The sequence below is a fragment of the Blautia sp. St.27G3 genome, assembly GCF_059728505.1.
Map to the genome: position 1 here is coordinate 1,895,588 of NZ_BAAGFO010000001.1, position 23,390 is coordinate 1,918,977.

Annotated in this window: 38 protein-coding genes and 1 tRNA gene; 4 read left to right on the forward strand and 35 right to left on the reverse strand. The window is 41.2% G+C overall.

The features are described 5' to 3' along the window. Positions 1 to 65: 65 nt before the first annotated feature. The 26 genes from AC6I2O_RS08925 to AC6I2O_RS09050 form a co-directional block, all read right to left on the reverse strand. The gene (locus AC6I2O_RS08925; protein WP_289225497.1) at positions 66 to 1,031 is read right to left on the reverse strand and encodes a DUF6353 family protein; all 966 of its coding nucleotides are present in this window, start codon (positions 1,029 to 1,031) and stop codon (positions 66 to 68) included. Then, a complete protein-coding gene (locus tag AC6I2O_RS08930; RefSeq protein WP_289620659.1) occupies positions 1,028 to 1,342 on the reverse strand; it encodes a DUF6378 domain-containing protein in 315 nt (104 codons plus the stop codon). The genes AC6I2O_RS08925 and AC6I2O_RS08930 overlap by 4 nt, the downstream gene beginning before the upstream one ends. A gap of 13 nt (positions 1,343 to 1,355) precedes the next feature. Next, positions 1,356 to 1,982 (reverse strand): hypothetical protein, encoded by a 627-nt coding sequence (locus tag AC6I2O_RS08935; RefSeq protein WP_279115311.1) that lies wholly within the window; start codon positions 1,980 to 1,982, stop codon positions 1,356 to 1,358. A 14-nt stretch (positions 1,983 to 1,996) separates the two neighbouring features. Then, positions 1,997 to 2,551 carry a hypothetical protein gene (locus tag AC6I2O_RS08940; protein ID WP_288878275.1) on the reverse strand — a complete coding sequence of 185 codons (555 nt, stop codon included), beginning with the start codon at positions 2,549 to 2,551 and terminating at the stop codon, positions 1,997 to 1,999. Continuing rightward, the gene (locus tag AC6I2O_RS08945; protein WP_289620657.1) at positions 2,548 to 2,754 is read right to left on the reverse strand and encodes a hypothetical protein; all 207 of its coding nucleotides are present in this window, start codon (positions 2,752 to 2,754) and stop codon (positions 2,548 to 2,550) included. Before AC6I2O_RS08945 ends, AC6I2O_RS08940 begins: the two co-directional genes overlap by 4 nt. 94 nt (positions 2,755 to 2,848) lie before the next feature. Beyond that, positions 2,849 to 3,133, reverse strand: a complete 285-nt coding sequence (locus tag AC6I2O_RS08950; protein WP_279115305.1) for a hypothetical protein — start codon at positions 3,131 to 3,133, stop codon at positions 2,849 to 2,851. Positions 3,134 to 3,204: 71 nt separating this feature from the next. Beyond that, positions 3,205 to 3,978 (reverse strand): DUF6353 family protein, encoded by a 774-nt coding sequence (locus AC6I2O_RS08955; protein ID WP_279115303.1) that lies wholly within the window; start codon positions 3,976 to 3,978, stop codon positions 3,205 to 3,207. Between the two features lie 50 nt (positions 3,979 to 4,028). Then, the gene (locus AC6I2O_RS08960) at positions 4,029 to 4,577 is read right to left on the reverse strand and encodes a DUF6273 domain-containing protein (protein WP_497742422.1); all 549 of its coding nucleotides are present in this window, start codon (positions 4,575 to 4,577) and stop codon (positions 4,029 to 4,031) included. A 74-nt stretch (positions 4,578 to 4,651) separates the two neighbouring features. Further along, positions 4,652 to 5,200, reverse strand: a complete 549-nt coding sequence (locus AC6I2O_RS08965) for a hypothetical protein (protein ID WP_497742423.1) — start codon at positions 5,198 to 5,200, stop codon at positions 4,652 to 4,654. A 13-nt stretch (positions 5,201 to 5,213) separates the two neighbouring features. Then, positions 5,214 to 5,516: a hypothetical protein gene (locus AC6I2O_RS08970; protein ID WP_279115296.1), complete on the reverse strand. Its 303-nt coding sequence runs from the start codon at positions 5,514 to 5,516 to the stop codon at positions 5,214 to 5,216. 35 nt (positions 5,517 to 5,551) lie between these two features. Beyond that, the gene (locus AC6I2O_RS08975) at positions 5,552 to 5,719 is read right to left on the reverse strand and encodes a hypothetical protein (RefSeq protein ID WP_279115294.1); all 168 of its coding nucleotides are present in this window, start codon (positions 5,717 to 5,719) and stop codon (positions 5,552 to 5,554) included. 45 nt (positions 5,720 to 5,764) lie between these two features. After that, positions 5,765 to 5,974: a hypothetical protein gene (locus AC6I2O_RS08980; protein WP_288878272.1), complete on the reverse strand. Its 210-nt coding sequence runs from the start codon at positions 5,972 to 5,974 to the stop codon at positions 5,765 to 5,767. Positions 5,975 to 5,978: 4 nt separating this feature from the next. After that, positions 5,979 to 6,773, reverse strand: a complete 795-nt coding sequence (locus AC6I2O_RS08985; protein ID WP_288878271.1) for a DUF6353 family protein — start codon at positions 6,771 to 6,773, stop codon at positions 5,979 to 5,981. 50 nt (positions 6,774 to 6,823) lie between these two features. Next, positions 6,824 to 6,910 (reverse strand) — tRNA-OTHER (locus AC6I2O_RS08990). A 44-nt stretch (positions 6,911 to 6,954) separates the two neighbouring features. Then, complete coding sequence (locus AC6I2O_RS08995) at positions 6,955 to 7,248, reverse strand: DUF4406 domain-containing protein (protein WP_288878270.1); 294 nt, start codon at positions 7,246 to 7,248, stop codon at positions 6,955 to 6,957. A gap of 79 nt (positions 7,249 to 7,327) precedes the next feature. Next, a complete protein-coding gene (locus AC6I2O_RS09000) occupies positions 7,328 to 7,546 on the reverse strand; it encodes a hypothetical protein (protein ID WP_288878269.1) in 219 nt (72 codons plus the stop codon). Positions 7,547 to 7,620: 74 nt separating this feature from the next. Continuing rightward, positions 7,621 to 8,001, reverse strand: a complete 381-nt coding sequence (locus AC6I2O_RS09005; protein WP_288878268.1) for a hypothetical protein — start codon at positions 7,999 to 8,001, stop codon at positions 7,621 to 7,623. Between the two features lie 39 nt (positions 8,002 to 8,040). Continuing rightward, the gene (locus AC6I2O_RS09010; RefSeq protein ID WP_289225492.1) at positions 8,041 to 8,400 is read right to left on the reverse strand and encodes a hypothetical protein; all 360 of its coding nucleotides are present in this window, start codon (positions 8,398 to 8,400) and stop codon (positions 8,041 to 8,043) included. 59 nt (positions 8,401 to 8,459) lie between these two features. Further along, complete coding sequence (locus AC6I2O_RS09015) at positions 8,460 to 8,771, reverse strand: hypothetical protein (RefSeq protein WP_288878266.1); 312 nt, start codon at positions 8,769 to 8,771, stop codon at positions 8,460 to 8,462. Positions 8,772 to 8,945: 174 nt separating this feature from the next. Next, entirely contained in the window at positions 8,946 to 9,392 is a 447-nt protein-coding gene (locus tag AC6I2O_RS09020) for a hypothetical protein (RefSeq protein WP_288878264.1), read from the reverse strand. A 50-nt stretch (positions 9,393 to 9,442) separates the two neighbouring features. Further along, positions 9,443 to 9,661 carry a hypothetical protein gene (locus AC6I2O_RS09025; RefSeq protein WP_497742424.1) on the reverse strand — a complete coding sequence of 73 codons (219 nt, stop codon included), beginning with the start codon at positions 9,659 to 9,661 and terminating at the stop codon, positions 9,443 to 9,445. 129 nt (positions 9,662 to 9,790) lie between these two features. Beyond that, entirely contained in the window at positions 9,791 to 9,988 is a 198-nt protein-coding gene (locus AC6I2O_RS09030; protein ID WP_497742425.1) for a hypothetical protein, read from the reverse strand. Positions 9,989 to 10,099: 111 nt separating this feature from the next. After that, a complete protein-coding gene (locus AC6I2O_RS09035) occupies positions 10,100 to 10,234 on the reverse strand; it encodes a hypothetical protein (RefSeq protein ID WP_288878261.1) in 135 nt (44 codons plus the stop codon). 65 nt (positions 10,235 to 10,299) lie between these two features. Further along, positions 10,300 to 10,635 (reverse strand): DUF6353 family protein, encoded by a 336-nt coding sequence (locus tag AC6I2O_RS09040; RefSeq protein ID WP_289187960.1) that lies wholly within the window; start codon positions 10,633 to 10,635, stop codon positions 10,300 to 10,302. 46 nt (positions 10,636 to 10,681) lie between these two features. Beyond that, entirely contained in the window at positions 10,682 to 11,101 is a 420-nt protein-coding gene (locus AC6I2O_RS09045) for a hypothetical protein (protein WP_288878257.1), read from the reverse strand. Continuing rightward, positions 11,098 to 11,346, reverse strand: a complete 249-nt coding sequence (locus AC6I2O_RS09050) for a hypothetical protein (RefSeq protein WP_288878256.1) — start codon at positions 11,344 to 11,346, stop codon at positions 11,098 to 11,100. Before AC6I2O_RS09050 ends, AC6I2O_RS09045 begins: the two co-directional genes overlap by 4 nt. A 217-nt stretch (positions 11,347 to 11,563) precedes the next feature. On the opposite strand from AC6I2O_RS09050, the gene AC6I2O_RS09055 reads away from it, so the two are divergent. Next, positions 11,564 to 12,793, forward strand: a complete 1,230-nt coding sequence (locus AC6I2O_RS09055) for a site-specific integrase (RefSeq protein WP_353057880.1) — start codon at positions 11,564 to 11,566, stop codon at positions 12,791 to 12,793. 536 nt (positions 12,794 to 13,329) lie between these two features. On the opposite strand, the gene AC6I2O_RS09060 is transcribed toward AC6I2O_RS09055, so the two are convergent. Beyond that, positions 13,330 to 13,821 carry a DUF6147 family protein gene (locus tag AC6I2O_RS09060; RefSeq protein ID WP_497742426.1) on the reverse strand — a complete coding sequence of 164 codons (492 nt, stop codon included), beginning with the start codon at positions 13,819 to 13,821 and terminating at the stop codon, positions 13,330 to 13,332. A gap of 68 nt (positions 13,822 to 13,889) precedes the next feature. Further along, entirely contained in the window at positions 13,890 to 15,119 is a 1,230-nt protein-coding gene (locus AC6I2O_RS09065) for a DUF4367 domain-containing protein (protein WP_497742427.1), read from the reverse strand. An 82-nt stretch (positions 15,120 to 15,201) separates the two neighbouring features. Here AC6I2O_RS09065 and murG point away from each other — a divergent pair, with 82 nt between their 5' ends. Then, complete coding sequence (murG, locus tag AC6I2O_RS09070) at positions 15,202 to 16,269, forward strand: undecaprenyldiphospho-muramoylpentapeptide beta-N-acetylglucosaminyltransferase (RefSeq protein ID WP_497742428.1); 1,068 nt, start codon at positions 15,202 to 15,204, stop codon at positions 16,267 to 16,269. Positions 16,270 to 16,334: 65 nt separating this feature from the next. Here murG and AC6I2O_RS09075 read toward each other — a convergent pair whose 3' ends face one another. Together AC6I2O_RS09075 and AC6I2O_RS09080 are read right to left on the reverse strand one after the other, a co-directional pair. After that, positions 16,335 to 16,865, reverse strand: coding sequence for an RNA polymerase sigma factor (locus AC6I2O_RS09075; protein WP_120393464.1), 531 nt, complete (start codon positions 16,863 to 16,865; stop codon positions 16,335 to 16,337). Positions 16,866 to 16,896: 31 nt separating this feature from the next. Next, on the reverse strand, positions 16,897 to 17,304 hold the full coding sequence (locus tag AC6I2O_RS09080; protein WP_497742429.1) for an HIT family protein: 408 nt from the start codon (positions 17,302 to 17,304) through the stop codon (positions 16,897 to 16,899). Between the two features lie 261 nt (positions 17,305 to 17,565). On the opposite strand from AC6I2O_RS09080, the gene AC6I2O_RS09085 reads away from it, so the two are divergent. Then, the gene (locus tag AC6I2O_RS09085) at positions 17,566 to 18,333 is read left to right on the forward strand and encodes a sensor histidine kinase (RefSeq protein WP_497742430.1); all 768 of its coding nucleotides are present in this window, start codon (positions 17,566 to 17,568) and stop codon (positions 18,331 to 18,333) included. A 163-nt stretch (positions 18,334 to 18,496) separates the two neighbouring features. Here AC6I2O_RS09085 and AC6I2O_RS09090 read toward each other — a convergent pair whose 3' ends face one another. Then, complete coding sequence (locus tag AC6I2O_RS09090; protein WP_497742431.1) at positions 18,497 to 19,117, reverse strand: rhomboid family intramembrane serine protease; 621 nt, start codon at positions 19,115 to 19,117, stop codon at positions 18,497 to 18,499. A 205-nt stretch (positions 19,118 to 19,322) separates the two neighbouring features. Here AC6I2O_RS09090 and AC6I2O_RS09095 point away from each other — a divergent pair, with 205 nt between their 5' ends. Further along, complete coding sequence (locus AC6I2O_RS09095) at positions 19,323 to 20,138, forward strand: GNAT family N-acetyltransferase (RefSeq protein ID WP_120393409.1); 816 nt, start codon at positions 19,323 to 19,325, stop codon at positions 20,136 to 20,138. 27 nt (positions 20,139 to 20,165) lie between these two features. Here the strand turns inward: AC6I2O_RS09095 and AC6I2O_RS09100 are convergent, their stop codons facing one another. From AC6I2O_RS09100 to AC6I2O_RS09115, 4 genes are read right to left on the reverse strand one after another with little or no spacing between them, the layout of a single operon-like run. Beyond that, positions 20,166 to 21,536 (reverse strand): DUF6382 domain-containing protein, encoded by a 1,371-nt coding sequence (locus AC6I2O_RS09100; protein ID WP_497742432.1) that lies wholly within the window; start codon positions 21,534 to 21,536, stop codon positions 20,166 to 20,168. Further along, on the reverse strand, positions 21,533 to 21,982 hold the full coding sequence (locus AC6I2O_RS09105; RefSeq protein WP_120393411.1) for a TadE family protein: 450 nt from the start codon (positions 21,980 to 21,982) through the stop codon (positions 21,533 to 21,535). Before AC6I2O_RS09105 ends, AC6I2O_RS09100 begins: the two co-directional genes overlap by 4 nt. A 22-nt stretch (positions 21,983 to 22,004) precedes the next feature. After that, a complete protein-coding gene (locus AC6I2O_RS09110) occupies positions 22,005 to 22,487 on the reverse strand; it encodes a prepilin peptidase (RefSeq protein WP_120393412.1) in 483 nt (160 codons plus the stop codon). A gap of 17 nt (positions 22,488 to 22,504) precedes the next feature. Further along, the gene (locus AC6I2O_RS09115; protein WP_497742433.1) at positions 22,505 to 23,212 is read right to left on the reverse strand and encodes a hypothetical protein; all 708 of its coding nucleotides are present in this window, start codon (positions 23,210 to 23,212) and stop codon (positions 22,505 to 22,507) included. Positions 23,213 to 23,390 lie beyond the last annotated feature (178 nt).

Genomic DNA, 23,390 nt, shown 5'->3' on the forward strand with positions numbered 1-23,390 from the left:
CAAGGATAGTCTGTCATTGCCCGGCACCAATCGTCTCCTGAACCGATACCATCGAGCCCATCCATTCACATCATCTCCCAGATGTTGCCGTCAACATTGAAATCCAACAGAATCGCCGGATCGAGTCCGTTCGCAAAATCGGAATAGCTCAGATTGTCCGTATACAGTCCGAAATCAACGTAATTGTCACCGACCGGATTGTCTTTGTCATAAACCCAACCCACGACCTGACCTGCTTTGGTGCGAGGAAGTCCAAGCATCTCATATACATCATTCAGAAACAGACGCTTTTTCGCCCTGAGCAGATCATTGGCATAGTTCTCCTGCGCCTTGATGAACATGATGTTATATTCGTTGTTCGGCTCCCAGTGGGGATTCAGGATCGAATTTCCGTCCTCATCAACCGTGTACTTCTCGAAGAACCGGGCATACCCGCTTACATCGGACGGGTTCACCACAAAGGCATTCTTCTTGACCTTTTTCTCTTTTCCGGTTTCCGCGTCCACCTCGGTAGCCGATACCTTTTCGGCTTTGATGTTGTACTTCAGTTCACGGTCAATCTCCTTACCAAACTTTTCGATCACACGACTTCTGTAATTCTTAAAATCGGTATCAAGAACTGTATAAGCCGCTGTCAATGCCACATTCCTCTTACGAAGAATATTGTTAGATGCCAGAATGCTGGCGATCGATAAAGCCCCGATTGCAACCGCAGGAGCATACGTCTTTGCAAGCTGGAGACCGGTCTGTGCATAGACAATCACCGTGTCTTTCTTCGCATCTTCCTTGGAATAATCCTCTCCGGCCTCCGTGGTGCCATTCTCCTCTGCCGTATGGATCTTATCCATCTTCTCTTTAGTTTCATCCATGACCGCATCGACTTTAAGAGTCGCTTTGCACGCCATAACGGCACTCACAATCACACCAGCAACACCCGCTGCCATAAGAATTTCTGGGCTGTGCTTTTTCATCTTGAAGCTAACATTACCGAAAACTCCGCTCACCTTATTCATGATTTCATCTTTTTTCATTTCTGCTTATTCTCCTTTTCCTGAATTTCTCCGCCTAATGCGGCATATCCACAAATATCAATCCAGTTGTCTTCCTTATAGACGCCGGACGCATTACGAGCTACCTTCATCAATATCATCATGTTGGCAACGTCCGTAGGAGTGACATTATAGTTCAAATACGCACTCCACAGCGCTCCGATAGAGGCAAAGCTGTCCTCCGCCTTTCCGTATGTACCCTCACGTTCGCCGTTGATGATGATCTTGGCAGTATCCAAAATCTGGTCTCGCCTTAACGTGGTTTCTTTCATCATAGAAATATCCTGTTTCATTGCACATTTCCTCCTAATTCAGCGGGTATGCTTTCGGCAGTTTAAGAACATAACCATCGCGCACTCTAACCGCCTTACATCCAGCAATATCCGTCCAGCCATATTTATTTACTGCGAAGTTATCTGTAGACACGTCTGCAAGATCGTACAAATCACCAACGCTCACAACCCCGTACTGGCTGATGATCTCATTCATAGCATCCAGAACTGACTCAGCATCACCACGGGTTTCAAATATAATTTCATCGTAGTCGAAACCGTTTCGCCCGGACTGTCTGTAGCTGCTGCTCCGGCGTTCCTGCTCTCCGCTGTTCCCATAATACTTCCCGTATGAAACCTTCGTTGTTGTATTCTTTTTCTGCCTGGTTTCCCCGTAAAGAATCATGTCAACGCCGTTTGTCACGATGTCGGAGATTGCCTTTTTCACCGCCGGCACAAGCACCTCCATAAAAATATAAGATTTTACATTGCCGACATCTTCCGAAATGAAAACATCTGCAAATTTCTGCATCTCGCCCTTTTTCTTAGACTTAGCAGAACCGCTGATGACTTTTCCGACTTTCTTTTCTTCTGATGATTTCTCGGGGAGAGCTTTTTGCTCATCTTTCATTTTGTGTGAGTTCCCTCCGTACTGTTCCATTGTTCTTCTCCTTTCTACACCATTTTAAACATTACATCCCGCGCATTCTGTGTTCCGGCGATAGTCTGCGCAATAGATCTGTAAATTCTCGAAACATTGCTGAGGTTCGAGTTGAAGTCCGCTAAAATATCATCAAGTTTATTGTCAAATTTGGCAGCTATCTGTTCCTTTGCCTTATTGACAACGTCCTTGCGAAGCTCATCCTCATCAATCTTAGATACCCTCTCTGCGATCGTATCCGTGACCTTTTCCGAAATCTTCTTGCGCTCATCTGATACAGCCGAGGATACTTCACTGTGAATATCAGACTTCATTTTACTGATGATATCTGCCGCGGCGTTATCTACAGCATAACGAGCCCGTCTCTCGGCTGCTCTTTCTACCGCCTGATCGATAACCTCTTTTGGAATATCAATAGGAACATCGTTCGACAAATCATCAATCGTTGTGTCCAGCTTTTCGCAAAGCTTTTTCATCTTACAATGGACGCCGAGTCCGTACCCAACTCCGATAAGACCAGCCACCATCATCCCAAAACCAAATATCCAATCACAATCAATTTTGCTCATGATTTTTCTCCTTTCCAAACCTCAACCAGTTTTCCCGGAAGAGTTATTCTTGTTGCGGCTATTTTGTTGTATTGCCTTTTATATTGATAAGCCAGATTGCTCCTTGCTTTCTTTTCAGATGCGGCATAGGTAGTCCCTTCCCAGTTATTTGAAACGCACTGTTCAAATTCCATGACAGGTCCCTTGTAACAATATCTGTTCATAAAACACCTCCAGTCCGTTCCAAACAACAAAAGAGAAAGCACCTTGTTACAGATGCTTCCCCTCAGTCAGAACGACTATTATTCTGTTCTTCAGTTACTCCTCAGAATCCTCCTCATTGGTTCCCTGCTCGGTGTCGTCATCAGCCACTTCTTCAAACTCACCGTCAATCACGTCAGAGTCCTGCTGCTTCTTCGCCTTGATCTTGTTTGCTGTCGGAATGACAACGTACTTAATGGCTAACCCGCCAAGCACAATCGCCAAACCAACACCAGCCGCAATCTTGAATCCCTTACCAGAACTCTTCTTCACGATCTCCTCGGTTGCTTCTGTTGCTGTTTCAACTACCTCTTCATTTACCATCATTTCATTAGGTTCCATTGTTGTTCTCCTTTCAAAAATAGAAATTTAGTGGTTCTCTCCATTAAAGTGCTTGTAAAATTTGCGAGCTGTTAGCCGTTGTTACGATAATCGTATCTGGGTTCAACATGGTAATCAATCACCAGACAAGGTGTTCCGTCATCAGCAATCTGAGAACTGAATCGGAGTTCCAAATATCCGGTATCGATGTTCCACCCAAGGTCATCACCCATACTCATATGTGGCAGGCCAACTTCGTAATTGAAATCGTTCCAGGATATAAACATTTCGTCCCGCATCCGTCGATTCAGTTCATTCTCAGCTTTTTTCAGCTTTTCCATATCCGATCTAAAATATCTTCCAGATGCAGAGTCGTAGCAGAGTGTATTTCCTCTTTCTGTTATGATAACCTGCTGAGTGCTTACGGGATGCTGCTCAATCTTTTCTTTGGCAATCGAGTCCCGTATAGCTTCTTCTTTTTTGTCGCCTATCGCCTCAACAACTTTTTCCTGATACTCCCGGAATGCTGATTCCGATAAGCTGTATGCTGTTGCTAACGCGGCTCTTCTACGAACATTTACAGAACTTGCTCCGATGAGGCAAAGTATAGATGCCGTACCGATTGCCGTTGCAGGAATATAACACCTCCATGTGGCAAGAACCAACTCTTTCGGCCTTAACTTCTCCGTTTCAAGTTCTTCTTTCTTCTCCTCAATACAAATCAAGGCTTTAGGGGTTGCCCGTACCGCCAGAACTGTTGTTGTAATCATTCCGGCAATACCAATCCCGGTAAGTATTTCCGGGCTATGTTTTCTAAGAGCATCCTCCATATTTCGGAGAGCCTTAGATAGTGGTTTTGTGTTCATAAGTGACGTTTCTCCTTTCAAAAATATAAACCGCCCACAAGGGGCGGCGATTATCTAACCAGCCAGAACTCCGGACGAACCCCGCCAGAGTACGAGGCGGAGTTGCAGCCCGCCGTGCCACCGGCGTACACATAAGCGAAATAAGCCGAAGAAACGCTTTCTTTTGTAGCATTGCGGAGCCACCACCAGCACCAGTCATCTTCAAAGTCGCAGACACGGTTTCCGCGCCGCTTCATCATCTCAAACTGCTCGTCATTATCCGGCTCAAAGTTTTCATAGAAATCGTCATGACCGAATACCTCGCCGTATGTAGGAAGCGTGATCTCCGTCACCTTGTTTCTCAGCTTATCCGGGAACGCCCGAAGAACAACTTCATTCAGCCACCGTTTCATGTCCGAACCATCGAACCCGCCCTTATTGATATTGGATTCATTCATCGGATGCCGGGCAACGACCTCATCGAACAGGAAGAGAATCCCCTTGTCCGTTACCTTCTGGGCGGTTGCCGTAAACCTGCCGAAGCCGTGAAGCTTTACATTGATCTGATCTCCTACGCAGATTTCGTTTGTTTTGAACTGCACCTTTCTTGCTACCTTCATAATTTTTCTCCTTTTCATTTTAGATTTGTTTGTTAAATGCGCAAAAATATAAAACCGCCCACAAGGGGCGGAGATTAACCTAACCGAAATACCGGACGAACCCCGAGAGAGGCCGAGGCGCAGTCGTAGTACGCATAGCCATAGTAGACCACACGAGCGAAAGAAGCCGAAGAAAACTCTAATTTGTTCTGCAACCATCCCCACTCATAGGCTTCGCCCTCGCGGATTGCGATACGATTCTTGCGGTCTGTCATAAGAGGCCATTGTTTCTTGCCGCTTGACTCGTAACCATCGACATCACCAAAGAATTCTTCCGCATACGGGATACGAAGCAGATCGCCGTTCTTAAAAGGAACCATCATATTCCTGACGGACTCAAAAATTGCCAGGACACTGTTCTTCTGAAGCTCCGTGCGTAAATCACTTGCCTCATAACCGCCCTCGTTCGTGTTCTCCCGATTCATCTTAAAAGGCTCATCAAGATACTGGTCCAGAAGAAAGAGCGCCCCCTTTTTAGTAACTTTCTGACAGGTCGCCGTATACTTTCCGATCTCAATCTGATCGCCAACCTTAAACTCACCTGCTGCCTGAATTGATACTTCCTGTTTTCTTAATGCTTTCATCTTTTTTCTCCTTTCATTTCATCGCATTTAGGATGTCTAAAATATCAGTTGCCACTTCATATGCCACAGAGAAAATTTGGGCATCGTTCTTATTATCGTGATCCATTATTGCAAAGCTTTTCATCTTAATGCTAAAATCAGCAACTGCATCAATGGATTCTTGAAAAGTCGATGCCTCTTTAACAAGTTTCAAAATCTCTCCTGCGGCGAATCTTGAAAAACTTACTTGCCTGAAATAATACTCAGGCCAGTTTCTTTGAGGATCTGTCAAATCATAAATATAATCCTCGATAGCCGATGTAACACGATTGTCCATAATATCCTCCTGCAAACAGAAAAGAAGAGTCCCTGTTAGGACTCCTCGTCTTCTTTATCTCTTTTGGCAATCGCTTCATTGACCTTTTCATCGATCTTTTCGTTCATCTGCTGGTCTTTAACCCAATCGGACAACAAATTCGCCGCTAATCCAACTACGGTTACTACCGTTCCAAGAACTTTAATGATACTGCTTTTTCCCATAAAGCGTTACCTCCTTTCCATAATAGTGATTGTAAATTTTGCGATTTAGAAATATGTTACGGTGAGTCTATGGTTTCCATCGACAATACGCCATATCTCGCCGTTCTTCCTGGCAAGCCTTATCATGGTTTTCTGATACTGCCTTTTGCCGCTGTCTACGCCGAGCTTGTATGCGATAAGCCCGGTTACAAATATGATCCCAGCACCTACTGCAATATCCATAACATCGTGCTTTGTTAATTTTGTATCTTCCATAACGTCAATCCTCCCCTACTATTTCTTCGAGTAATTCCGCTCCAAACTGCTGCGGTTCATATCCTGAAATAATTACACATTCAAGATTGTCTTCGAGAACGGTTTTTCGATTGTCAAAATCAAGCCACATTTCGCCGCCCTCATAAATCTCCTGTAAATTCCATCCCATCTCGTTGCCAAGCTCAATCCCGTTAATACCAAGGAACTCATAATACTCGTTTAGAGTGCAATATCCACGGAGCTGAAGATTACGGTTGATATGATACTGAGCGTTAATAACCGCTGCCATAGTCGTATTAAAATATCTTTTGGAGAACATGTCATAGCACAGAATACGCTCGCTCTCTGTATCCATATCCATGTTATATATCTGATACCCCCAACCACCATCAGCCACCATTGCGTCTTTAGCCATTTCAGCACAGATTTTATCGTCCGCATCCGCCCCATAGACCTTTTTAGCTGCCTGGCGATATTGCTTGTATGATTCGTTTACCATAGCATAGGCGCTGGATAACGCCGCCTGATTACGCTTATCTAAAACACCGATACCAATGATACAAGCGATTGTGGAGGCACCAACCAAAACCGGCGGAATATAACACTTCCAAGTTGCCTCTATAAGTTCCTGAGGGGTCAACTTATCTGTTTTTACCTCGTCTTTCTTAGCTTTAATCAGCACCATAGCTTTTGGTGTAGCCTGTACTGATAATACGGCAGTACCAACCACGCCGATTGCTCCTAAACAAGTTAGGATTGTTGGGGACGCTTTTCGCAGTCCCAGTTGCAGTTTGTTCATACCTCTTTTTCTCCTTTCATTTTTTTGTTTTGGCTGTAGAAAAATAAAAGAGAAACAGATAGGACTCGAACCTATGACCTAATGAGGGGCAAATTACTACCATTCCTCATTCGCTCTACCAACTGAGCTACTGTTTCTCATAATATGCTGTGTAATTTTTGCGAAAAGAAAAGAGCCGCTGTTACACGACTCCTAATTTGTTGCTGCTATAAAATATAATTTTTTTACCAAGTTCTTCAGCTTTACGAATTTCATACCTTGTGCTTTCTCCAACGTAGCAATCTACGTCTACGACAAATATGGCGTCAGACATTGCAATTTTCTCTGTATGCAATTCCAAATACCATTTCTTGTCGTGACGTTCACATCCCATCGCCGGAAATAGCACAATAAACCCCAAATCAGTAAGCTGCTGATAGACACTTACCATTTCTGTTTTATACTTATAGCTCCCACAAATAGTTATAATCTTCATACAATCACGCTCCTTTCATTAAAGAAGTTGTAAATATAACGAAACAGAAAAGAAGAGCCCTTGTTAGGACTCCTCGTTTTTAATCAAAACCGCTTCCCTTCAATATTTTTTTGAGTTCTTCCTTGCTGAGTTCCACATCAATATCCAAATGTGCGTGTGTAGTTCCGTCGTTTACAGTGACTTTCATTTCTTTAAGCCAGATATCCATATCTACACCTAACTTCTTTTTGATAATCACCTTCGCTGCTTTCGACACAAGCGCCGTTGTGAATTTTGATATAATATTCATCTCGTCCATACCTCTTTTTCTCCTTTCGGTCTATGGTTTTCATAAAGGAGCGTGTATAAATTGCGAAAAGAAAAGAGCCCTTGTTAGGACTCAATTTCTTCTAAAGTAATCCAAAGTTTTGATTTTCTAATGAGTGGCAGATACCCTACAATATCACAATACTCGTCAATTTTATACTTACAGTATGGGAACGATTTATTCGCCACATTTATAAAAGGTTGAATACGATCATATACGAGCTTACTATATTCAGGGTTAATATCTTCAATATATTCTCCGAACGCAAACTCTTTTCCCGTCACAGTCCATTCATCATTAACCACTTTTATATGCTCACGAAATATCCTCGCAACCTCATTTCGATGTTTCATAAATTCTTCTCTCATATGTTTTCGCATAAATCTTGGCACCTTTTCAAAGTGATAAAATACCTTAAAATATCTCTCTTCATACTCGTTGTTCATAACCTGAACCTCCTTTCATTAAAGAGGTTGTAATTTTTGCTAAATATTTCGTCTGTCAAAGACCGTTTCCCACCGTTCGCGCTTAATGGGCTTCATCTTCAGCGCCCACATAATTTGCCGGACGGTTACAGTAGGATATAATCCGTCCGTAGCCTCTCCTGCACGTTCGTCAAAGTACGCTTTAAAATGTGGGTGCAAATATATTTCAGCAGTAAGCCACTGATCTATTTCGCTCCACCAGGTACTTTTTGTTTCTTTATCAAATCGCTGTTGAATCACGGCGAGACCTTTTCCACTTATCTCAAATAGAGTACAACTATTATAAACCGGATGATTACAAATATAACGTCTGCCAAACTTTGTCCGTGGCATTGTCGGTTTCTTGTAATGATATCTCATTTTATTTTTCTCCAAAATGCAAGAGAAAAAGCCCTCGTCAGGACTTCCTCTCCCTAATATTACTCGTCAAATGTCGGGCATGATAATTTGCAGCTCGGATAAGGACCTCCGCAGGCTCTACATCCATCAGGTGGTACATTTCCTGCGTACATACTGAGTACCTGTTCTGTCCATTCTTCTTCCTCATCTTCTTCGTACTCATAATCCATCACGTCTATATTCCAACCGCATGATGGGCAGGTATAAATATCATTTCCACCTCTGGGATGTTCCCTCCGGTCCATAACTGCTCCGCATTTGTTGCAAATTGCATACCCTTCGTTCAGGTATTCTATTAACTCAATACCCTCCGGTTTAATAATTTGGCTCATATTATTATCTCCTTTCGTAACTCGGAGTGTACTACATATCATACACCCTTTTCATAGTTAAGTTAAGAGATTAAAGAGCTCTTTGTATCTCCATAAGAGGATATGCAATTTTGGCGAGGAAAAACGAAAAGGCGCTGTAAATCTAACGCCTCTCCGCTTTGGAATCTTCAATTCTCATCGTTTAGTCGGTTTAACGAACCGAACCAAGTTCTTCAATGTCTGAACTGTAAATGTGCCGTCCTTTTCCAAATCATATCCCATCTGATAAATCTTGGCAAAGAACACTAGCGGCACCATAAGTTCGGCCGCAGCAATACCGATTCTGATATATCGATCCTTTTTCTGCTCTGCGAGTTGCTCTTTACGAGACTGCTCATCTCTTTCCGCCTGCTCATTATGGAATTTTTCTTCCTGTTCCATCTGCTTCTTACGGAAATCATCATCGTCAATCTCTTTGTTGTACTCCATTGCAGCTTTAGAATCATCGATTCTTAACCGATACAGCTTGGCCAAACCCTCTATGGCTTCCGTATGTTCCTTGCTTCCTACTGCAAGACCGGATAAACCTCCAAGTTCGGCTTTAATCTGTTCGTCCAACATTGTGATAATGTCTTCGTTCATTTTCTTTCTCCTTTCACTGTTAAGTTTTTAAGCTTCCATAAAAGGAACTGTTAGTCGTGCGAAATATAACTTTTGAGATTTACTTTCAGCATGACCGATTTTTTAGATGCGATAAAGTCGATGCTTTTAGATGCTTCCAGAAATATAAAAGGACCGTCCGGATCAGATGTATCAACCCGTAAGGTCCCGATGCATTTCGGTCTAAGAATCACGACTGCGATTCCACACCCAATAAAAACGCCGACAATAAATATAACGACCGCTTGCATAGTGTTCCTCCTTCCATAGATTTTTTCAGATATCAAGATAGCATGTTTTTCAGTCACCTACGTACTGGTTTCTAAGCTAGATTAAAAATAAAAGAAAAGAGCCGCTGTTACACGACTCTTCCCTCTGAATCATTCGGACTCTTTTACTTCGGACGGCTCAATATTTGTCGGTAAGCCAACGCCCGTAGCGATGTAATTCATGCAGTTGAGAATTTCCGTATCGCTCATTCCTTTTGCTCTGAGCCATTCAGTCATTCTTGCTACTTCCTGAACATTCATCATTTCGGTTTTCTCCTTTTCTTCAAAATTAGAACCTTGTTCCGTCATATGTGTCCTCCTTTCATAAAGGGCGATGTATTATTTGCGAAATAAAAAACAAAAGGTATCAAGTATCGGCTTAATTATACCATTTTTTAAGCTAAAAAGAAAGAGCCCTTGTTAGGACTCCTTCCTCCTTCCAGTAAAGCATTCTCTCATAAAGTCAATCTCTTTCTGTTCATAACCATCTTCCAGTAATTCTTCATCCGTAATCTCTGAAATATGATCTTCAAGCCATCTTTTTATTGCACTCATAAATCTCACTCTCCTTTCATTAAAGGAGATGAAATTCGTGCGAAAAAGAAAGAGCCATTGCTGGCTCAATCTTCAAAACGTTCTGTGATGTCTCCGTCAACATTAAAGTCTAACCAAATACTTTCTCCGTCTTCGTCCTCCTGGATTCCAAAATCGATGTAGTTATCTCCCAACGCATTTTCCAAATCGTAAAACCATCCTACAAATAACGATAACCTTGTTACTTTAAGTCCAAGGCATTCCTGAATATCTCTCAGAAATACATAGCCTCTACATTTCAAAAGATCGTTAAAGTAGTTTTGTTGCGATTTCAAATAGATTAGATTAAACTCTCGATCCTGATCCCAGTTAGGATTACTCGAATCAAATACTTGTGAATACATACTCCTTATGTTTTCCATAAATCTCACTCTCCTTTCATTAAAGGAGATGAAATCTCTGCGACTCTTACTCCCTTTCTTTACTCAGCAACCAGAAGAACCGTCTGTACAAGTCGTAGTAGACATCTTTGCAGCACGGAATATTATACCTTACCCGCAATATGTCATAAGAACAACCCTCTGTTACCCCATGTAAAATATAACTTGCCAGTTCTTCGTCCGTATCCTCTGCGACATCCTCTATCATTGCTATTCGCTCTGCTAAGTACGCTTTTGTAACGGCGCATCTGGCAGTTGGATCACTCACTACATTGAGCTTAGCAAGTATTGGATTATCGTTCGGTCTCTTGCTCAGCCCATCCAACACCCCATACGCTTTCTTCCATGCAGGATACTGCAAACAAAAATGTTTCAGCTCATAATAACGGTGGCGGTCAATCCAGTATTTATTCTTTTCCGAAAGTTCAGGTCTTATAGTCGTACTCATACTTTTTCTCCTTTCCAAAGATATCCGGTTTGCTCGTACAGCAATTTGGGTGAGATATAGAAGTTAATCCGTCCCAGCTTGCTGTTCATTTCTTCGATCTTGGTTACGAGTTGACCATTCCTTGTGGCTTTTCCAATCGGAAGCCAGCCGGAAATAATGCCAGCTCGTACCCAGGAAGCGTCTTTACCGTATACTTTGGCGGCGACCGCGACCGGTACAGAACCAGTTTGAAATATGGCGTCCATACAGTCCTCCTTTAAAATGTTTTTCCAAAATCTCACCCCGGGAATTTTTCGGATTTTGTATGTTAAGGCTATCAGAAAAACATGTCACCTGCGTACTGTATTTAATCTAGGTTAGAAATAAGGAAAACTTTAGCAAGAAAATATAAATGTAGGAGTTGACAATTCCTACACTATTTATTATAATGCAGACGTGGAAGGAGAGTGATGCACAATGCTAATGCAATGCCCTGAATGCGAATTACAAGTAAGCGATAAAGCGACATTCTGTCCGCACTGTGGATACCCTATACAGCCGGACGTAAAACCGAGGAAACCTCGAAACAAGAATAATAAGAGAAGAAGATTGCCAAACGGGTTCGGACAAATTAGCGAGATTAAGAACCGGAATCTCCGGAATCCTTACCGGGCTATGATTACCGTCGGCAAGACAGCGACTGGCAGACCAATTTGTAAACCGTTGAAACCGGAATCCTATTTTCCTACATACAACGATGCATATGCGGCTCTTGTAGAATATAACAAGAACCCTTACGACTTGCAGCCTGCTATTACCATGCAGGAACTCTACGACAAATGGTTCCCAGAGTATGAGAAAACCGTAAAAGACTCAAAGGCTGCCGAGAATGCCTGGGAATATTGCTCTGCTGTTTACACTATGAGAGTGATGGACGTTCGTGCCAGACACATCAAAGGATGCATGGAAGAAGGTGTTGCAGTCGTCAAAGGTGTTGAACAGACTCCAACCGCAACTATGAAGAACAAAATCAAGTCGCTATTTAACTTGATGCTGGATTATGCTTTGGAATATGAAATCGTGGATCGGAATTACTCACGAACTTTTAAACTTCCTGATGAAGTTGTAAAAGAGTGTCACAATGTCAAGCGAGAACATATTGCTTTTTCGGAAGATGAGATAGAGCTTTTGTGGAACCACGTGGATGATAAGAAAGGCATAGACATTCTCCTGATTCAGTGTTATTCCGGATGGCGTCCGCAGGAACTTGGATTGATTGAACTAGCGAATGTGGATTTAACAGAGGGAACATTTAAAGGCGGTATGAAAACCGAGGCTGGAAGTGAACGGATAGTTCCAATTCATAGTAAGATTCGTTCTTTGGTGGAAAAGAAATACAAAGAGGCTGAAGAACTTGGCAGTAAGTATTTACTGAACTGGATTGACCCAAACGCCCGAAACAAGAAAAATATAAAATTGACCTACAACCGTTACACAAAAGCTTTTGATTTGATACGAACTGAATTAAATCTGAATCCAGAGCATAGACCACATGACGGTAGAAAACACTTTGTAACAATGGCAAAGAAATACGGAGTGGATGAGTACGCCATCAAATACATGGTCGGCCACAAGATTGCAGACATTACAGAAAAGGTTTACACCCAAAGAGAATTCGACTGGTTGAAAACAGAAATTGAAAAAATAAAATAGGATGTTATAATGGCGAAAGAAAGTAAAGCCGCAGTTACTTGAAAGGAGAAGTCTATTAAAGAGAGGAGGCGAATAGCTTGACAAATTATCGACAATATTATAAGCCAAGGAAAGACTTTCACCCTGTTTCTTTTTGGCATAGAGAAAACGATAAGACAGAAAGAGTTCACACACCCTATAACTCTTATTACGATCTCAACAAATGCGATAATGACAGCCCCATTTTAAATGTCAAGTTCGTATGATTCACACAAAAAGGAGATAGTTGTTACCAGCAACCGTCTCCTTTTCCTCTCTTTAATAGACTTCTCCTACTTGCATTATATGTAGGAATAGCAGTATAGGAGTGGTGCAGGAATAAAATAGGAGTTACCTACATTTTTCTGCTTTTTACCACTCTTAACCACTTCGACAATCCCGTATTTATGCGGCTTTAGAAGCCGTTAAGGGTGTAGTGAGATTTTATAGTGTATTTGTAGTATATTATGTTTACTCTTTTGTACTTGAAAATAAGTTTTATAAATGGTTATTTTGTTTTATGGTACCTTTACGGCATTCGTATTGCTCGTCAAAGACTCTACCTTACTATCTTCTATTATAGTATGTGCTCCATGTACACGATAGTAGTAACCGCGAGTTACTGAATATGTACTACTATTTGACACATAATTTGTATTCTTTGCTGTTTTCGGTCCAAGCGTAGACACATGTAGCCATCCACTCCCTTCCGTCTTCGTTTTCTGTAAATGCAATGTTACTTTAATTTCATCTACATTCTGGTAAGCTACCGTACTTCCAGCTATTTGTACTTGATTCGCACTGATAGCTGCAATAGAACCACTTCCACTACTCAGATACGTCCCCCTGGCCCACGGATACACAATGCTTACTGCCTCCTTATCGTCTGTGAGAACAGAGCCGTCAACCACCTTACCAAGTAAGTCGTCTGTGGCAGTTGCACGAACTACACCAAATGAAAAACATGTAACTAAAACTGACACCAATATTAATCCTCTAATTCTTTTCATACTTTTCCTCCTGCTATACCCATTTACATAATATAATAACGGATTAAGATAAAAAAAGTTACGTTAGTTTACAATAAATACATATTGCTTACTATTTGTTCCATTTCTTCCAAAGAGAGCCTTCCATTCAAAAGATATCTGCATTCATTAAATTCAAATTCCGCTGCATACGTTTCCTCCTTCTCATTTAAATTAATTTCCCATATTAATACTTCAATATTTTGTTCAGTCTTCATTTTATTCTGTAAGATAGCGCCGCTATCTACAGCGTAATAAGACACACCTTCGTTGTAACTACCCAACAATGTTACAATTAAACTTTTTTCTCCATTACCATAAAATAGAACTGCCTGCGGAACCTCTGGAATAGTCTCACATTTCTGGTATTCGATATTTCCTGGGAGATATGTAAAATCAATGACTGACATCCCAAATTTTTCATGGATTTTCTCCATTGCCACCATATCTTCTCTCACTGTATCCTTTGTTTCTTCACCCTCACCTAGATAAGTCGTCGCAAATAGAAATCCCATATTCCTTGCAACCCCATCCCAGGCTTTAAATATCAATCGTTTGCTAGCTTCGCCTGTCACACCAAGGCCCAAAAAAACCACCATTACAGCCGCTGCCACTCCACTATACCGAATTGCTCTTTTTCTCTTTTCCCGTTTTATCTCGCATGTTTCAAGATCATTCTCGTCACCCCTGCTTAGCTTCAACGCATGCTTATCATTTTCAACAAGCATCGCACAGGCCGTTTCCTGATATTTTTCACTGACATCCTGTTCAAGTGTACTCTTTTCCTCATTGGCCAGCGTATTGATTGTACCAACATCTGAATAAATATTTCCAGTAATTGTATCAGCTTGTAAACGCATATTTACATTCTCAGAGTATATCCTCCCGCCTGCTTTTCCAGTTTCCGTATAAGCAGTCCCATTTGCAGCTTTTAGCTTTGAGCCTGCATCTATTTCATTTGTTCCGTCTCGCGAGAAGAAATTATCACCAGTTATACCAAAACCTGAATGAATGTGCTCGTTACCCGTATGTTCATTTACATCCTCCTGCCAAAGTCCCTGTCTTTTCAATTCGTTTACAATAGAGTCGAACATTCCTTCCGGGGCATCAATGCCTTGCAGCCGGGGATCATTGTTTAAGCGCTCTTCCAATGCATCTGCTGCATCCTGCATGCTCTTTCTTAGAAATCGGTCAAGATCTGAATCTCCCAAGACTGTCTCATCAATGTCGAATTCTACAATTTTTTTGTCATGTTCAGTTTTTTTGTTTTCATCCTTCATCGAACAGGCAAGTCCCTTCTTGACTTTTTGCTAATAGCGGGTAAACTGTAAATAACAAAATATTCTGAAACTGGAGGGCGTTATGAAACGAATCGTACTTACCGGCGGCGGTACAGCCGGACATGTCACTCCGAATATCGCGCTTTTGCCACATCTGAAAAAACTCGGCTACGATATTCAATACATTGGTTCCTACGACGGCATTGAGAAAAAGTTGATCGAAGAGCTCGGCATATCCTATCACGGAATTTCTTCCGGGAAACTGCGCCGCTATTTCGATATCAAGAATTTCTCAGATCCCTTTCGCGTGGCAAAAGGCTTTTTCCAGGCAAAACAATTGTTAAAACAATTAAAACCCGACATTATTTTCTCAAAGGGTGGATTTGTTACAGTGCCTGTCGTACAGGCGGCAAAAGCACAGCATATTCCGGTTATTCTTCACGAATCAGACATGACGCCTGGGCTGGCAAACCGTCTCGCGCTTCCCGCGGCCTCAAAAATATGCTGTAATTTTCCTGAAACTGTTTCACACCTCCCGGAAGGAAAGGCTGTCGTTACCGGATCACCGATCCGCGAGGAATTACGCCATGGTAATCGTCTGGCAGCTCTTCAATTCTGCGGATTTACTGCTGATAAGCCAGTACTTTTGATTATTGGCGGAAGCCTCGGCTCTGTAGCAGTCAATCAAGCGGTCCGCAGCATTCTACCGGAGCTTCTGAAATCATTTCAGGTGATCCATCTGTGCGGAAAAGGCAATCTGGACGATTCTCTAAACGATACGTTCGGATACGTACAATATGAATACATCAAAAAAGAACTGGCCGATCTATTCGCTCTTGCTGATATCGTAGTTTCCCGCGCAGGGGCAAATGCAATCTGTGAATTGTTGGAACTTCGTAAGCCAAATCTTTTGATTCCTCTTTCCGCTGCCGCCAGTCGGGGCGACCAGCTGCTAAATGCCGCTTCTTTCCAAAAACAAGGATTCAGTGTCGTACTTCAGGAAGAAGACCTGACCTCAGATCTGCTTCTTGACAGCATTCTGAATCTCTATCAAAACCGTCAGACGTATATTAACGCAATGGACAAAAGTAGTGCCAGCAATGCAGTCGACACTATTGTCGCGCTCATAGAAACCATTGTAAATAAGTAGTCATCAAAAAAATCCCTTCTCCTCCTGTTTTATTGTTTCAGAAAGAGAAGGGATCCCCTTAGTTTTTAGAGCTTACATTCTTTGTATTCGTCTCCGAATTTCTCTTTGATATACACCCGTGCCCTGTATAATCTCGCTCTCAAAACGCTTTCTGAAATATCAAGTTTCTTTGCTGCCTCCGCATAACTCATTCCCTCTACACAGCAAAGGATCAGCACCTCATACCATTGTTCATTCACTGCCCTGACTTCCCGGAAAATTCTTCCCGCCAAATCACGACTGTACATCTTTTCCTGGTATAACTCCATACTTTTTTCTACGAGATTATTTCCATCCACCGAAACTGAATTGGTTGAGAGAACCTCCTTTTTTGTCTGCGCCATTCTCATATAATCAATTACGGCATTATTAGTACAACGAATCAACCATGCTTTTACGAATGCTGGCTCGATACGCTCCATATTCGTATAAAATGCAATAAATACCTTCTGGCAAATTTCCTGAGCTACCTGATAATTTCCAATTCTATCCATAGCAACTTTAACCACAAGGCTTCTGTACTTTAAATAATATTCCTCAAAATCCCTATTTTTCATTTCTCAATCCTTTTTTATGAGCATTCATGCTCTATTTTTCAAACAGACTAAGAATTTCTTTTTTGTCATTCTCAGTCAGTTCTCCCGGTCTCCAGGTTACGTTTACTGTATCATTCTGATATCGCGGTATAATGTGCATATGAAAATGAAATATAGTTTGTCCTGCTGCTTCGCCATTATTCTGCACAAGGTTTACACCATCCGCATGCAAGCCTTCTTGCAGCACTGCTGCAATCTGCTTTGCCAATACCATTACTTTTGAAGCTGTTTCATCTGTTAATTCAAACAAATTTGCCGCATGTTTTTTAGGAAGTATAAGAGCATGCCCCTTCGAGGCCGGACTAAGATCTAAAATTACACGGAAATTCTTATCCTCATACAAAGTCGCCGATGGAATTTCACCATTGGCTATTTTGCAAAAAATACAGTTTTCTTCCAAATATAGTCTCCCTTCTTTTTTTAATAAAATCTATGTAGCTCAAATTGAAATCTTAATACACCCAATTCATCCATTATATAGCAATAACCTAACAAAATCTCATAATTAATACTATAAAAACTATGTCGGAAATTGTCAATAAATTATCGTTGCTATTTTGTTCATATAGTGCTACACTTTGTATCATTGTTTTCACACGACATTATTAGCTGCAACATCACCACCTATTCTGCTTATTAAAACACAAAAGGAGCCAATCAAATGAAAACCTCCGTTTCATCCTTTGAAAAAACTGCCAGAGAAAACAGCATATCTGATTCTTTTTCTGAAACTGACTATCAAAACTGTATTTCCACGCTTTCTCATGAAGTCAAAAATCAGCTGACTCTTATGGACAGTTCTATGCAGCTCTTATCCAAAAAGTATCCGGAAATAGCTGAATCGCCACTGTGGCAGCAAATCTGTCAAGATCTTCATGAAACGTTTCGTGTTCTGAAAACAGCCTGCTCTTTTGCCACAAGCAAAAGTCTTTACCAGGAGCCGATTCACATAAAATCATTTCTCACAAATATAGCTCGTTCCTTTTCATCTATGATGCATGAAAAAGGAATTTATTTTGATGCAGCATTTGATGACTGCCTCTCATCTGTTTTTATTTCTGCTGATGCAACTAAACTGAAAGAAGTGCTTACAAATCTGATTCTCAATGCTGTGGACGCACTATGCCTAAATACACCAGACTCTTTATCAAAAAACCGTTGCATTTCTCTTTTGGCCGGATTGGACAGTCAAAATCTCTCCTGCCTGAATATTCATGTAAAAGATAACGGTCCTGGAATCCCTGACGAATACCTTCCGACTCTCTTCGATCCTTTCGTTACCCATAAAGCAAACGGTAACGGACTCGGACTTTTCATCGTCAAAGATATCATAAACCAGCACAGTGGTTCTATCTCTGTTCAGACATCCTCCAGTGGAAACGATACTTATACGGATTTCCGTATACAACTTCCGCTTATTCAAGTATAGCTTTTTACAGTTCGTCTCCTAAATTCAATACGTTCTATTCGCCAAATAACTATTTCCAAAATATTCCATATTTTCGTTTTATACTACCACAAAAACCCTTTTTTTACAAGCAATAAGCGTTCTGGAGTGGCTAATCTCCAGATAAATCTTTATAATCAATGATTCATTCAATACTTACAGAACTTTCATGTTTCTTTCGATACAAAATCATAGCCAGTAAAAAGCCGGACACCATACCTCCTATATGTGCCCAGTTGTCCACACCGCTGGTTGTTATTCCCTCTGCCACGGACAATCCTGCCATCAAAAGCAACCTTTTCCCAGAATAATCCTCAACTCTGCCTTTATTACGGAGCATGATCCACAAAAGCGCACCTACTACTGCAAAAATTGCGCCAGAGGCACCAGCTGACACTGTAACCTTACCTACCTTCCAGTCAGACCACAGTGACATTACGTTTCCTGCAATTCCTCCAATAAAATAAATCAAAAAATAGTTCATTTTACCTGCGACTTTTTCTAAGACATCTCCCATAAAAATCAGCACCAGCATATTATAAACAAGATGCTCTGCGCCAAAATGCAGAAACATACTGGTCACCAGTCTGTAATACTCCCCGCCTTCAAGAACCGCAGACGTATAATTTGCTCCGTGTCTTATCATAAAAAGCAATTCTTCCGTATCTCCAATAAAACTCAGTGCAATAAAAAGAACAATATTCGCACCCACAATCGTCAGATTTACGATCTGCCTGGAGCAAATAAATGAACGTAACTCCTGCATAGTTTCCCTTTCTGTACACTATTTTACATCTTTGCGTATTCATTCAGAAATCTTCTCTTTGCTTATTGTAACAATTCTCAAGGCACAAAGCAACGCTGTTTTATACATTTATTTTAATTATTGATTGAAATCTTTTCAACTGATATAATCAATATACTATTATTTTTTGATATTTGTATAAAAACACAATTTAAGGACAATTTATATGAATCATACCGCTTATATTAAATTAATAGAAGAACTTTCACTGAACGCTTGGCCTTCTCACAAAATAGAACTGTATGACGGATGGCTTATTCGCTTTTCTCATAACTATTCTCACCGTACAAACAGTGTGGAACAAGTCGGAGTATCCTTGTTACCCGTGCAAGAAAAGATTGTCTACTGTGAACAGATTTATAAAAATTATCATACACCTTCTATTTTCAAGATCAGTCCATTGCTGGAATCATCTTTTGATCATCTGCTTGCATCAGCTGGTTACGAAATACAACATACTACAGAAGTGATGACCATGGATTATTCCCAACTCCGTGCATGGCCTCCCTCCTCTGCTGAATATGGACACCCTGGAGAAAACTGTGCTCCTGCATCCTTTATCACTTTTCCAGGTGACATTACTGTTCAGCTTCAAGATCAAATTACCGATGAATGGATCTCTTCGTTTTTCAGTCTGAATGGAACCACAAATTCAATCCATCGCCGGATTGTTCCTTCTATGTTCAAGGCAATTCCAAAGCAAACGATTGTTGCAAGCATCCGGATGGATGGTCGTATGGTTGCCTCAGGTCTTGGCATTTTAGACCGTAGCCACGTCGGACTCTATGCAATCTATGTCGATGCTTGTTTTCGCCGTAAAAATTTTGCCAAAGCCATCTGTTCTTCCATACTTCACGAAGCCCGAAAAAAAGGAATGACACATGCGTATCTTCAGGTAGTCCAGGGAAATATTCCTGCAAAACAGTTGTACCATGCGCTCGGTTTCCATGACCTATATACATACTGGTTTCGAGTAAAATGATATATGATACTGCCATAGGATTTATACTCAGGAAAAGGATGAAACCCTTCGATATTCGATTTCTGCAAATGCAATAATATCTCCTTCCTGAATCGTTCTTTGTTCCTGCGGGCGGAGACGCTCGCCGTTACAAAACGTCCCGTTTCGGCTGTTTAAATCTTTCACGCTACAGCCCTGATCATTTTGTATTATCATCGCATGCATTCTGCTAACCGTAGGCGAATTCAAAAATATATCAGATTCTCCTTTCATTTTTCCTATGTAAACCGGCTCTTTCCCTATCACAATATCAGGATATTGTGTAGCTTTGTTTCCTGATTGCACACAAACAAAGCGTATACGTCTTTCGTAATCATCCCGTACAAGACAACAGGTCTCTTCTATCTGATCCGCTTCTTTTTCTACTGTTTTTTCATACATTTCCTCCTGCAAAAAGCGATACATTTCCTCATCTCTGTCTTCTTCCCAACGGTTCTCTGCTTTCTTTTTCTTGTCTTTTATCGCATGCCAATATTTATTCAACAATGCCTCCACAGAAATGATCAAAAAAAAGATGCCTCCTGCTTCCGTTACATCCAACAACCCGAAATAATATACCGCTTCAAGCATCACGGTTAAAAATAAGCCGGAAAGAAGCACTGCCGGATGAATTGCAGAAAACACCTTATCTGAAAACTTCTCTGTACATCCGGCTTGATCTTTACGCTTTTTATGCACCACTTCATACTCATTTTCTGCTTCCTGTTCTGCCCTTGTTCTTTCTATGTGATACTCCTCCATGTTCTTATGCGTTGCTATATTACTACATACTTCCGTAAAATCTCCTGATTTTTCTGTATTGTTCTTATCGCCACTATCCTTTGGCGATAATAAAATACCTTTTAACAACTCCTGCAAACTAAAGTTTTCTTTTAATGACTCCTGATAAAAACCATATCCAATTTTTACTGCCTCACCATCATCATGTTCCAGTCTTTTTAACACAAATTCTGCTAACGGGACTATTGATGTCTCGTGATAGACGCCCGGTATATAACATAAGTTTACACTGCTTCGATCAGGACGCAGAAAAATATACGAAGGAGCAAACAGAACCTGTGCAGGATTCAGCAAATACTTCTGTAATTCTTCCAGAATATTTCTTATTCCCGATAGTAGAAAGACAATGTCCTGATATCCCATCTTCTTTTTCTCGAACATACTTTCCAATGGCTGTAATGATGTAATTTCATAATTAAGCTGCAACAAACCGTCTTTTCTGCAACTATGGAACGGTAAAAGACCCTGAATTTTATTTTGTTCCAGCATACGCATCTGATAACTGTCTTCTTCTATTTCTGCTGAAATCTCCAGTATCAAATAATTATTTTGGAGATCTCTTTTATATTCTGATTTCAATCGTTGCCTCCTGTCAGGACATCCCCGATTCCTTTTATTTTTCGAATCATATCCGCCGGGTCCAAAACTTTTACACTCCATGCTCCCCTGACTGAGAATTTGTTTCCGAACAGATACCCCGTACTAAAACCAGGCATTGGATACGTTCCCTGCCATACCGCATTTACATCTTTTGTCCCAACAGCTATTCTTTGCTTTACATTCCGGCTCCCCATAAATCGTCTTCCATCCACCAGATCTTTCACAATTTCTGCTGCTTTCTTTCTCTCGTCGCTTTTTATAAAATTAGTTCCAACTGACGCTGCCTCACACGCTGCACTTTGAGCAACTGCACAGTCATGTATGTAAAATATACAGAAAATAAGCGTTGCCAATATAAAAAACATAACTGAAAATATAACCGCAGCTTCCAAGGTATAACTTCCCTTTAAATATTTATGTTTCATGCGATCCTCCACCCATAATTAATCATACTCCCACTGTTATAAGCAGTACACCCAGAAATAAGTATGGTACAAAGGCCATTTCATATTTGCGGCCTTTTTTCATTACTATAGACAAAACCAGCGCGCTCAATCCTGAAAAAAGGAATGCAAAAAGCAGAACCTGTATCACAGTCATAAACCCCAGAGCCAAACCGCAGACTATAATCAGAAAGCTATCACCATATCCGAATGCTTGTTTACTGATGCACGAAAACAAAAGGCATACACACCCTGGCAATGCACTTAAAAAACCTTCCTGCACCACTTTGTCGATATCACTTATTCCATTCGTTATCCCATAGATCAATGCATCCGTCACCCTTCCGCCAAGAAGTAAGCCCCCATACAAAAGTAATGCTTTCATGTATATTTTCCGATACCGGATATCTGTATAAGAACAAAATCCTAGCATCAGCAGACTCAATATTTTAAAATACATCCTGCTCCCTTTTTTACTCCTGAACATTTTTGCCTATCTACTGTTTACGCGCTACCACATTTGGAACAAGCCCTTTTCGCGCTCAGATCTTCTTTCCGTACCTGACGTACCGTTCGTTTCAGGCCACTGCACGAAAGAGAGCTGTGGTATTTCTCCCCCTCCCTCGTAATGTAGGCACGACCTTCCTGCGCAAGCCCTCCGCATTTTTCACAGCTATGATAAATACCGCCGTTGTTGTTTCGCAGCATCCCCAGTGCACTGGAATCGACCTCCCGAATGGACAGTTTCAAATGTGTACACTCTGGGTCCTCATGATATACGCTGCCTGTCTGCGTCATGTACACATATTCTCCTTCAGCCTCTTCGTCCTCCTTTTTCTCCCCGTATTCCGGTGGTATCCTCCCAGTCCAAGCTCTTACTCTCGCACGCTGTATAAAAAAATTACCTGGTAATTTAACAACTGACAAAGGAGAACGCAGCTGATACGTCATAATCAAATCAATTGTTTCATCCTCCTGTAAAAAAGATGATAAGGCCAGATTGGTATTTTTTACTGCTGGTGAATTGCCTGCCTGTGAGAGAACTCTTCCGTGAGCAAATGCTGCTGATAGCGCTCCCGCTGCAAACTCTGAAACTCCGTCTGTATCTCCGCCATATCTGGACACATAAGCAGACGCCGCGATAATCTTACTTGTCTCAGCAAGAGAATTTCCAAATCTCACTGCCGTTCCCATCACATTACCAAACTGCATTATACTAATCATTACAAACAGAAAAAATGGAACTATAATTGCAGCCTCAACTGTAAGTGTCCCGGGAAGCGAAGCAAAAAAGAATGCACTTGTACTCTGTTTTATTTTTTTAAGATAACATAAACAAAGGGGAGAGACTTTTTCCTTTCTGATTATTATTTTAATTGAATTTATATAT

What these genes read in the sequence shown, in the direction of transcription:
- AC6I2O_RS09005 (WP_288878268.1), bottom strand. Translation starts at nt 8,001, where the DNA reads ATGAACAACGAGTATGAAGAGAGATATTTTAAGGTATTTTATCACTTT.
- AC6I2O_RS09050 (WP_288878256.1), bottom strand. Translation starts at nt 11,346, where the DNA reads ATGGACGCCATATTTCAAACTGGTTCTGTACCGGTCGCGGTCGCCGCC.
- AC6I2O_RS08930 (WP_289620659.1), bottom strand. Translation starts at nt 1,342, where the DNA reads ATGAAACAGGATATTTCTATGATGAAAGAAACCACGTTAAGGCGAGAC.
- AC6I2O_RS09035 (WP_288878261.1), bottom strand. Translation starts at nt 10,234, where the DNA reads ATGAGTGCAATAAAAAGATGGCTTGAAGATCATATTTCAGAGATTACG.
- AC6I2O_RS08970 (WP_279115296.1), bottom strand. Translation starts at nt 5,516, where the DNA reads ATGGACAATCGTGTTACATCGGCTATCGAGGATTATATTTATGATTTG.
- AC6I2O_RS08980 (WP_288878272.1), bottom strand. Translation starts at nt 5,974, where the DNA reads ATGGAAGATACAAAATTAACAAAGCACGATGTTATGGATATTGCAGTA.
- AC6I2O_RS08960 (WP_497742422.1), bottom strand. Translation starts at nt 4,577, where the DNA reads ATGAAGGTAGCAAGAAAGGTGCAGTTCAAAACAAACGAAATCTGCGTA.
- AC6I2O_RS09015 (WP_288878266.1), bottom strand. Translation starts at nt 8,771, where the DNA reads ATGAGCCAAATTATTAAACCGGAGGGTATTGAGTTAATAGAATACCTG.
- AC6I2O_RS09000 (WP_288878269.1), bottom strand. Translation starts at nt 7,546, where the DNA reads ATGGACGAGATGAATATTATATCAAAATTCACAACGGCGCTTGTGTCG.
- AC6I2O_RS09065 (WP_497742427.1), bottom strand. Translation starts at nt 15,119, where the DNA reads ATGAAGGATGAAAACAAAAAAACTGAACATGACAAAAAAATTGTAGAA.
- AC6I2O_RS08925 (WP_289225497.1), bottom strand. Translation starts at nt 1,031, where the DNA reads ATGAAAAAAGATGAAATCATGAATAAGGTGAGCGGAGTTTTCGGTAAT.
- AC6I2O_RS09045 (WP_288878257.1), bottom strand. Translation starts at nt 11,101, where the DNA reads ATGAGTACGACTATAAGACCTGAACTTTCGGAAAAGAATAAATACTGG.
- AC6I2O_RS09040 (WP_289187960.1), bottom strand. Translation starts at nt 10,635, where the DNA reads ATGGAAAACATAAGGAGTATGTATTCACAAGTATTTGATTCGAGTAAT.
- AC6I2O_RS09055 (WP_353057880.1), top strand. Translation starts at nt 11,564, where the DNA reads ATGCAATGCCCTGAATGCGAATTACAAGTAAGCGATAAAGCGACATTC.
- AC6I2O_RS09025 (WP_497742424.1), bottom strand. Translation starts at nt 9,661, where the DNA reads ATGCAAGCGGTCGTTATATTTATTGTCGGCGTTTTTATTGGGTGTGGA.
- AC6I2O_RS09030 (WP_497742425.1), bottom strand. Translation starts at nt 9,988, where the DNA reads ATGACGGAACAAGGTTCTAATTTTGAAGAAAAGGAGAAAACCGAAATG.
- AC6I2O_RS09010 (WP_289225492.1), bottom strand. Translation starts at nt 8,400, where the DNA reads ATGAGATATCATTACAAGAAACCGACAATGCCACGGACAAAGTTTGGC.
- AC6I2O_RS08955 (WP_279115303.1), bottom strand. Translation starts at nt 3,978, where the DNA reads ATGAACACAAAACCACTATCTAAGGCTCTCCGAAATATGGAGGATGCT.
- AC6I2O_RS09085 (WP_497742430.1), top strand. Translation starts at nt 17,566, where the DNA reads ATGAAAACCTCCGTTTCATCCTTTGAAAAAACTGCCAGAGAAAACAGC.
- AC6I2O_RS08975 (WP_279115294.1), bottom strand. Translation starts at nt 5,719, where the DNA reads ATGGGAAAAAGCAGTATCATTAAAGTTCTTGGAACGGTAGTAACCGTA.
- AC6I2O_RS08950 (WP_279115305.1), bottom strand. Translation starts at nt 3,133, where the DNA reads ATGGAACCTAATGAAATGATGGTAAATGAAGAGGTAGTTGAAACAGCA.
- AC6I2O_RS08945 (WP_289620657.1), bottom strand. Translation starts at nt 2,754, where the DNA reads ATGAACAGATATTGTTACAAGGGACCTGTCATGGAATTTGAACAGTGC.
- AC6I2O_RS09060 (WP_497742426.1), bottom strand. Translation starts at nt 13,821, where the DNA reads ATGAAAAGAATTAGAGGATTAATATTGGTGTCAGTTTTAGTTACATGT.
- AC6I2O_RS09105 (WP_120393411.1), bottom strand. Translation starts at nt 21,982, where the DNA reads ATGAAACATAAATATTTAAAGGGAAGTTATACCTTGGAAGCTGCGGTT.
- AC6I2O_RS09090 (WP_497742431.1), bottom strand. Translation starts at nt 19,117, where the DNA reads ATGCAGGAGTTACGTTCATTTATTTGCTCCAGGCAGATCGTAAATCTG.
- AC6I2O_RS09075 (WP_120393464.1), bottom strand. Translation starts at nt 16,865, where the DNA reads ATGAAAAATAGGGATTTTGAGGAATATTATTTAAAGTACAGAAGCCTT.
- AC6I2O_RS09110 (WP_120393412.1), bottom strand. Translation starts at nt 22,487, where the DNA reads ATGTTCAGGAGTAAAAAAGGGAGCAGGATGTATTTTAAAATATTGAGT.
- murG (WP_497742428.1), top strand. Translation starts at nt 15,202, where the DNA reads ATGAAACGAATCGTACTTACCGGCGGCGGTACAGCCGGACATGTCACT.
- AC6I2O_RS08985 (WP_288878271.1), bottom strand. Translation starts at nt 6,773, where the DNA reads ATGAACAAACTGCAACTGGGACTGCGAAAAGCGTCCCCAACAATCCTA.
- AC6I2O_RS09020 (WP_288878264.1), bottom strand. Translation starts at nt 9,392, where the DNA reads ATGAACGAAGACATTATCACAATGTTGGACGAACAGATTAAAGCCGAA.
- AC6I2O_RS08940 (WP_288878275.1), bottom strand. Translation starts at nt 2,551, where the DNA reads ATGAGCAAAATTGATTGTGATTGGATATTTGGTTTTGGGATGATGGTG.
- AC6I2O_RS09095 (WP_120393409.1), top strand. Translation starts at nt 19,323, where the DNA reads ATGAATCATACCGCTTATATTAAATTAATAGAAGAACTTTCACTGAAC.
- AC6I2O_RS08965 (WP_497742423.1), bottom strand. Translation starts at nt 5,200, where the DNA reads ATGAAAGCATTAAGAAAACAGGAAGTATCAATTCAGGCAGCAGGTGAG.
- AC6I2O_RS08935 (WP_279115311.1), bottom strand. Translation starts at nt 1,982, where the DNA reads ATGGAACAGTACGGAGGGAACTCACACAAAATGAAAGATGAGCAAAAA.
- AC6I2O_RS08995 (WP_288878270.1), bottom strand. Translation starts at nt 7,248, where the DNA reads ATGAAGATTATAACTATTTGTGGGAGCTATAAGTATAAAACAGAAATG.
- AC6I2O_RS09115 (WP_497742433.1), bottom strand. Translation starts at nt 23,212, where the DNA reads ATGCAGTTTGGTAATGTGATGGGAACGGCAGTGAGATTTGGAAATTCT.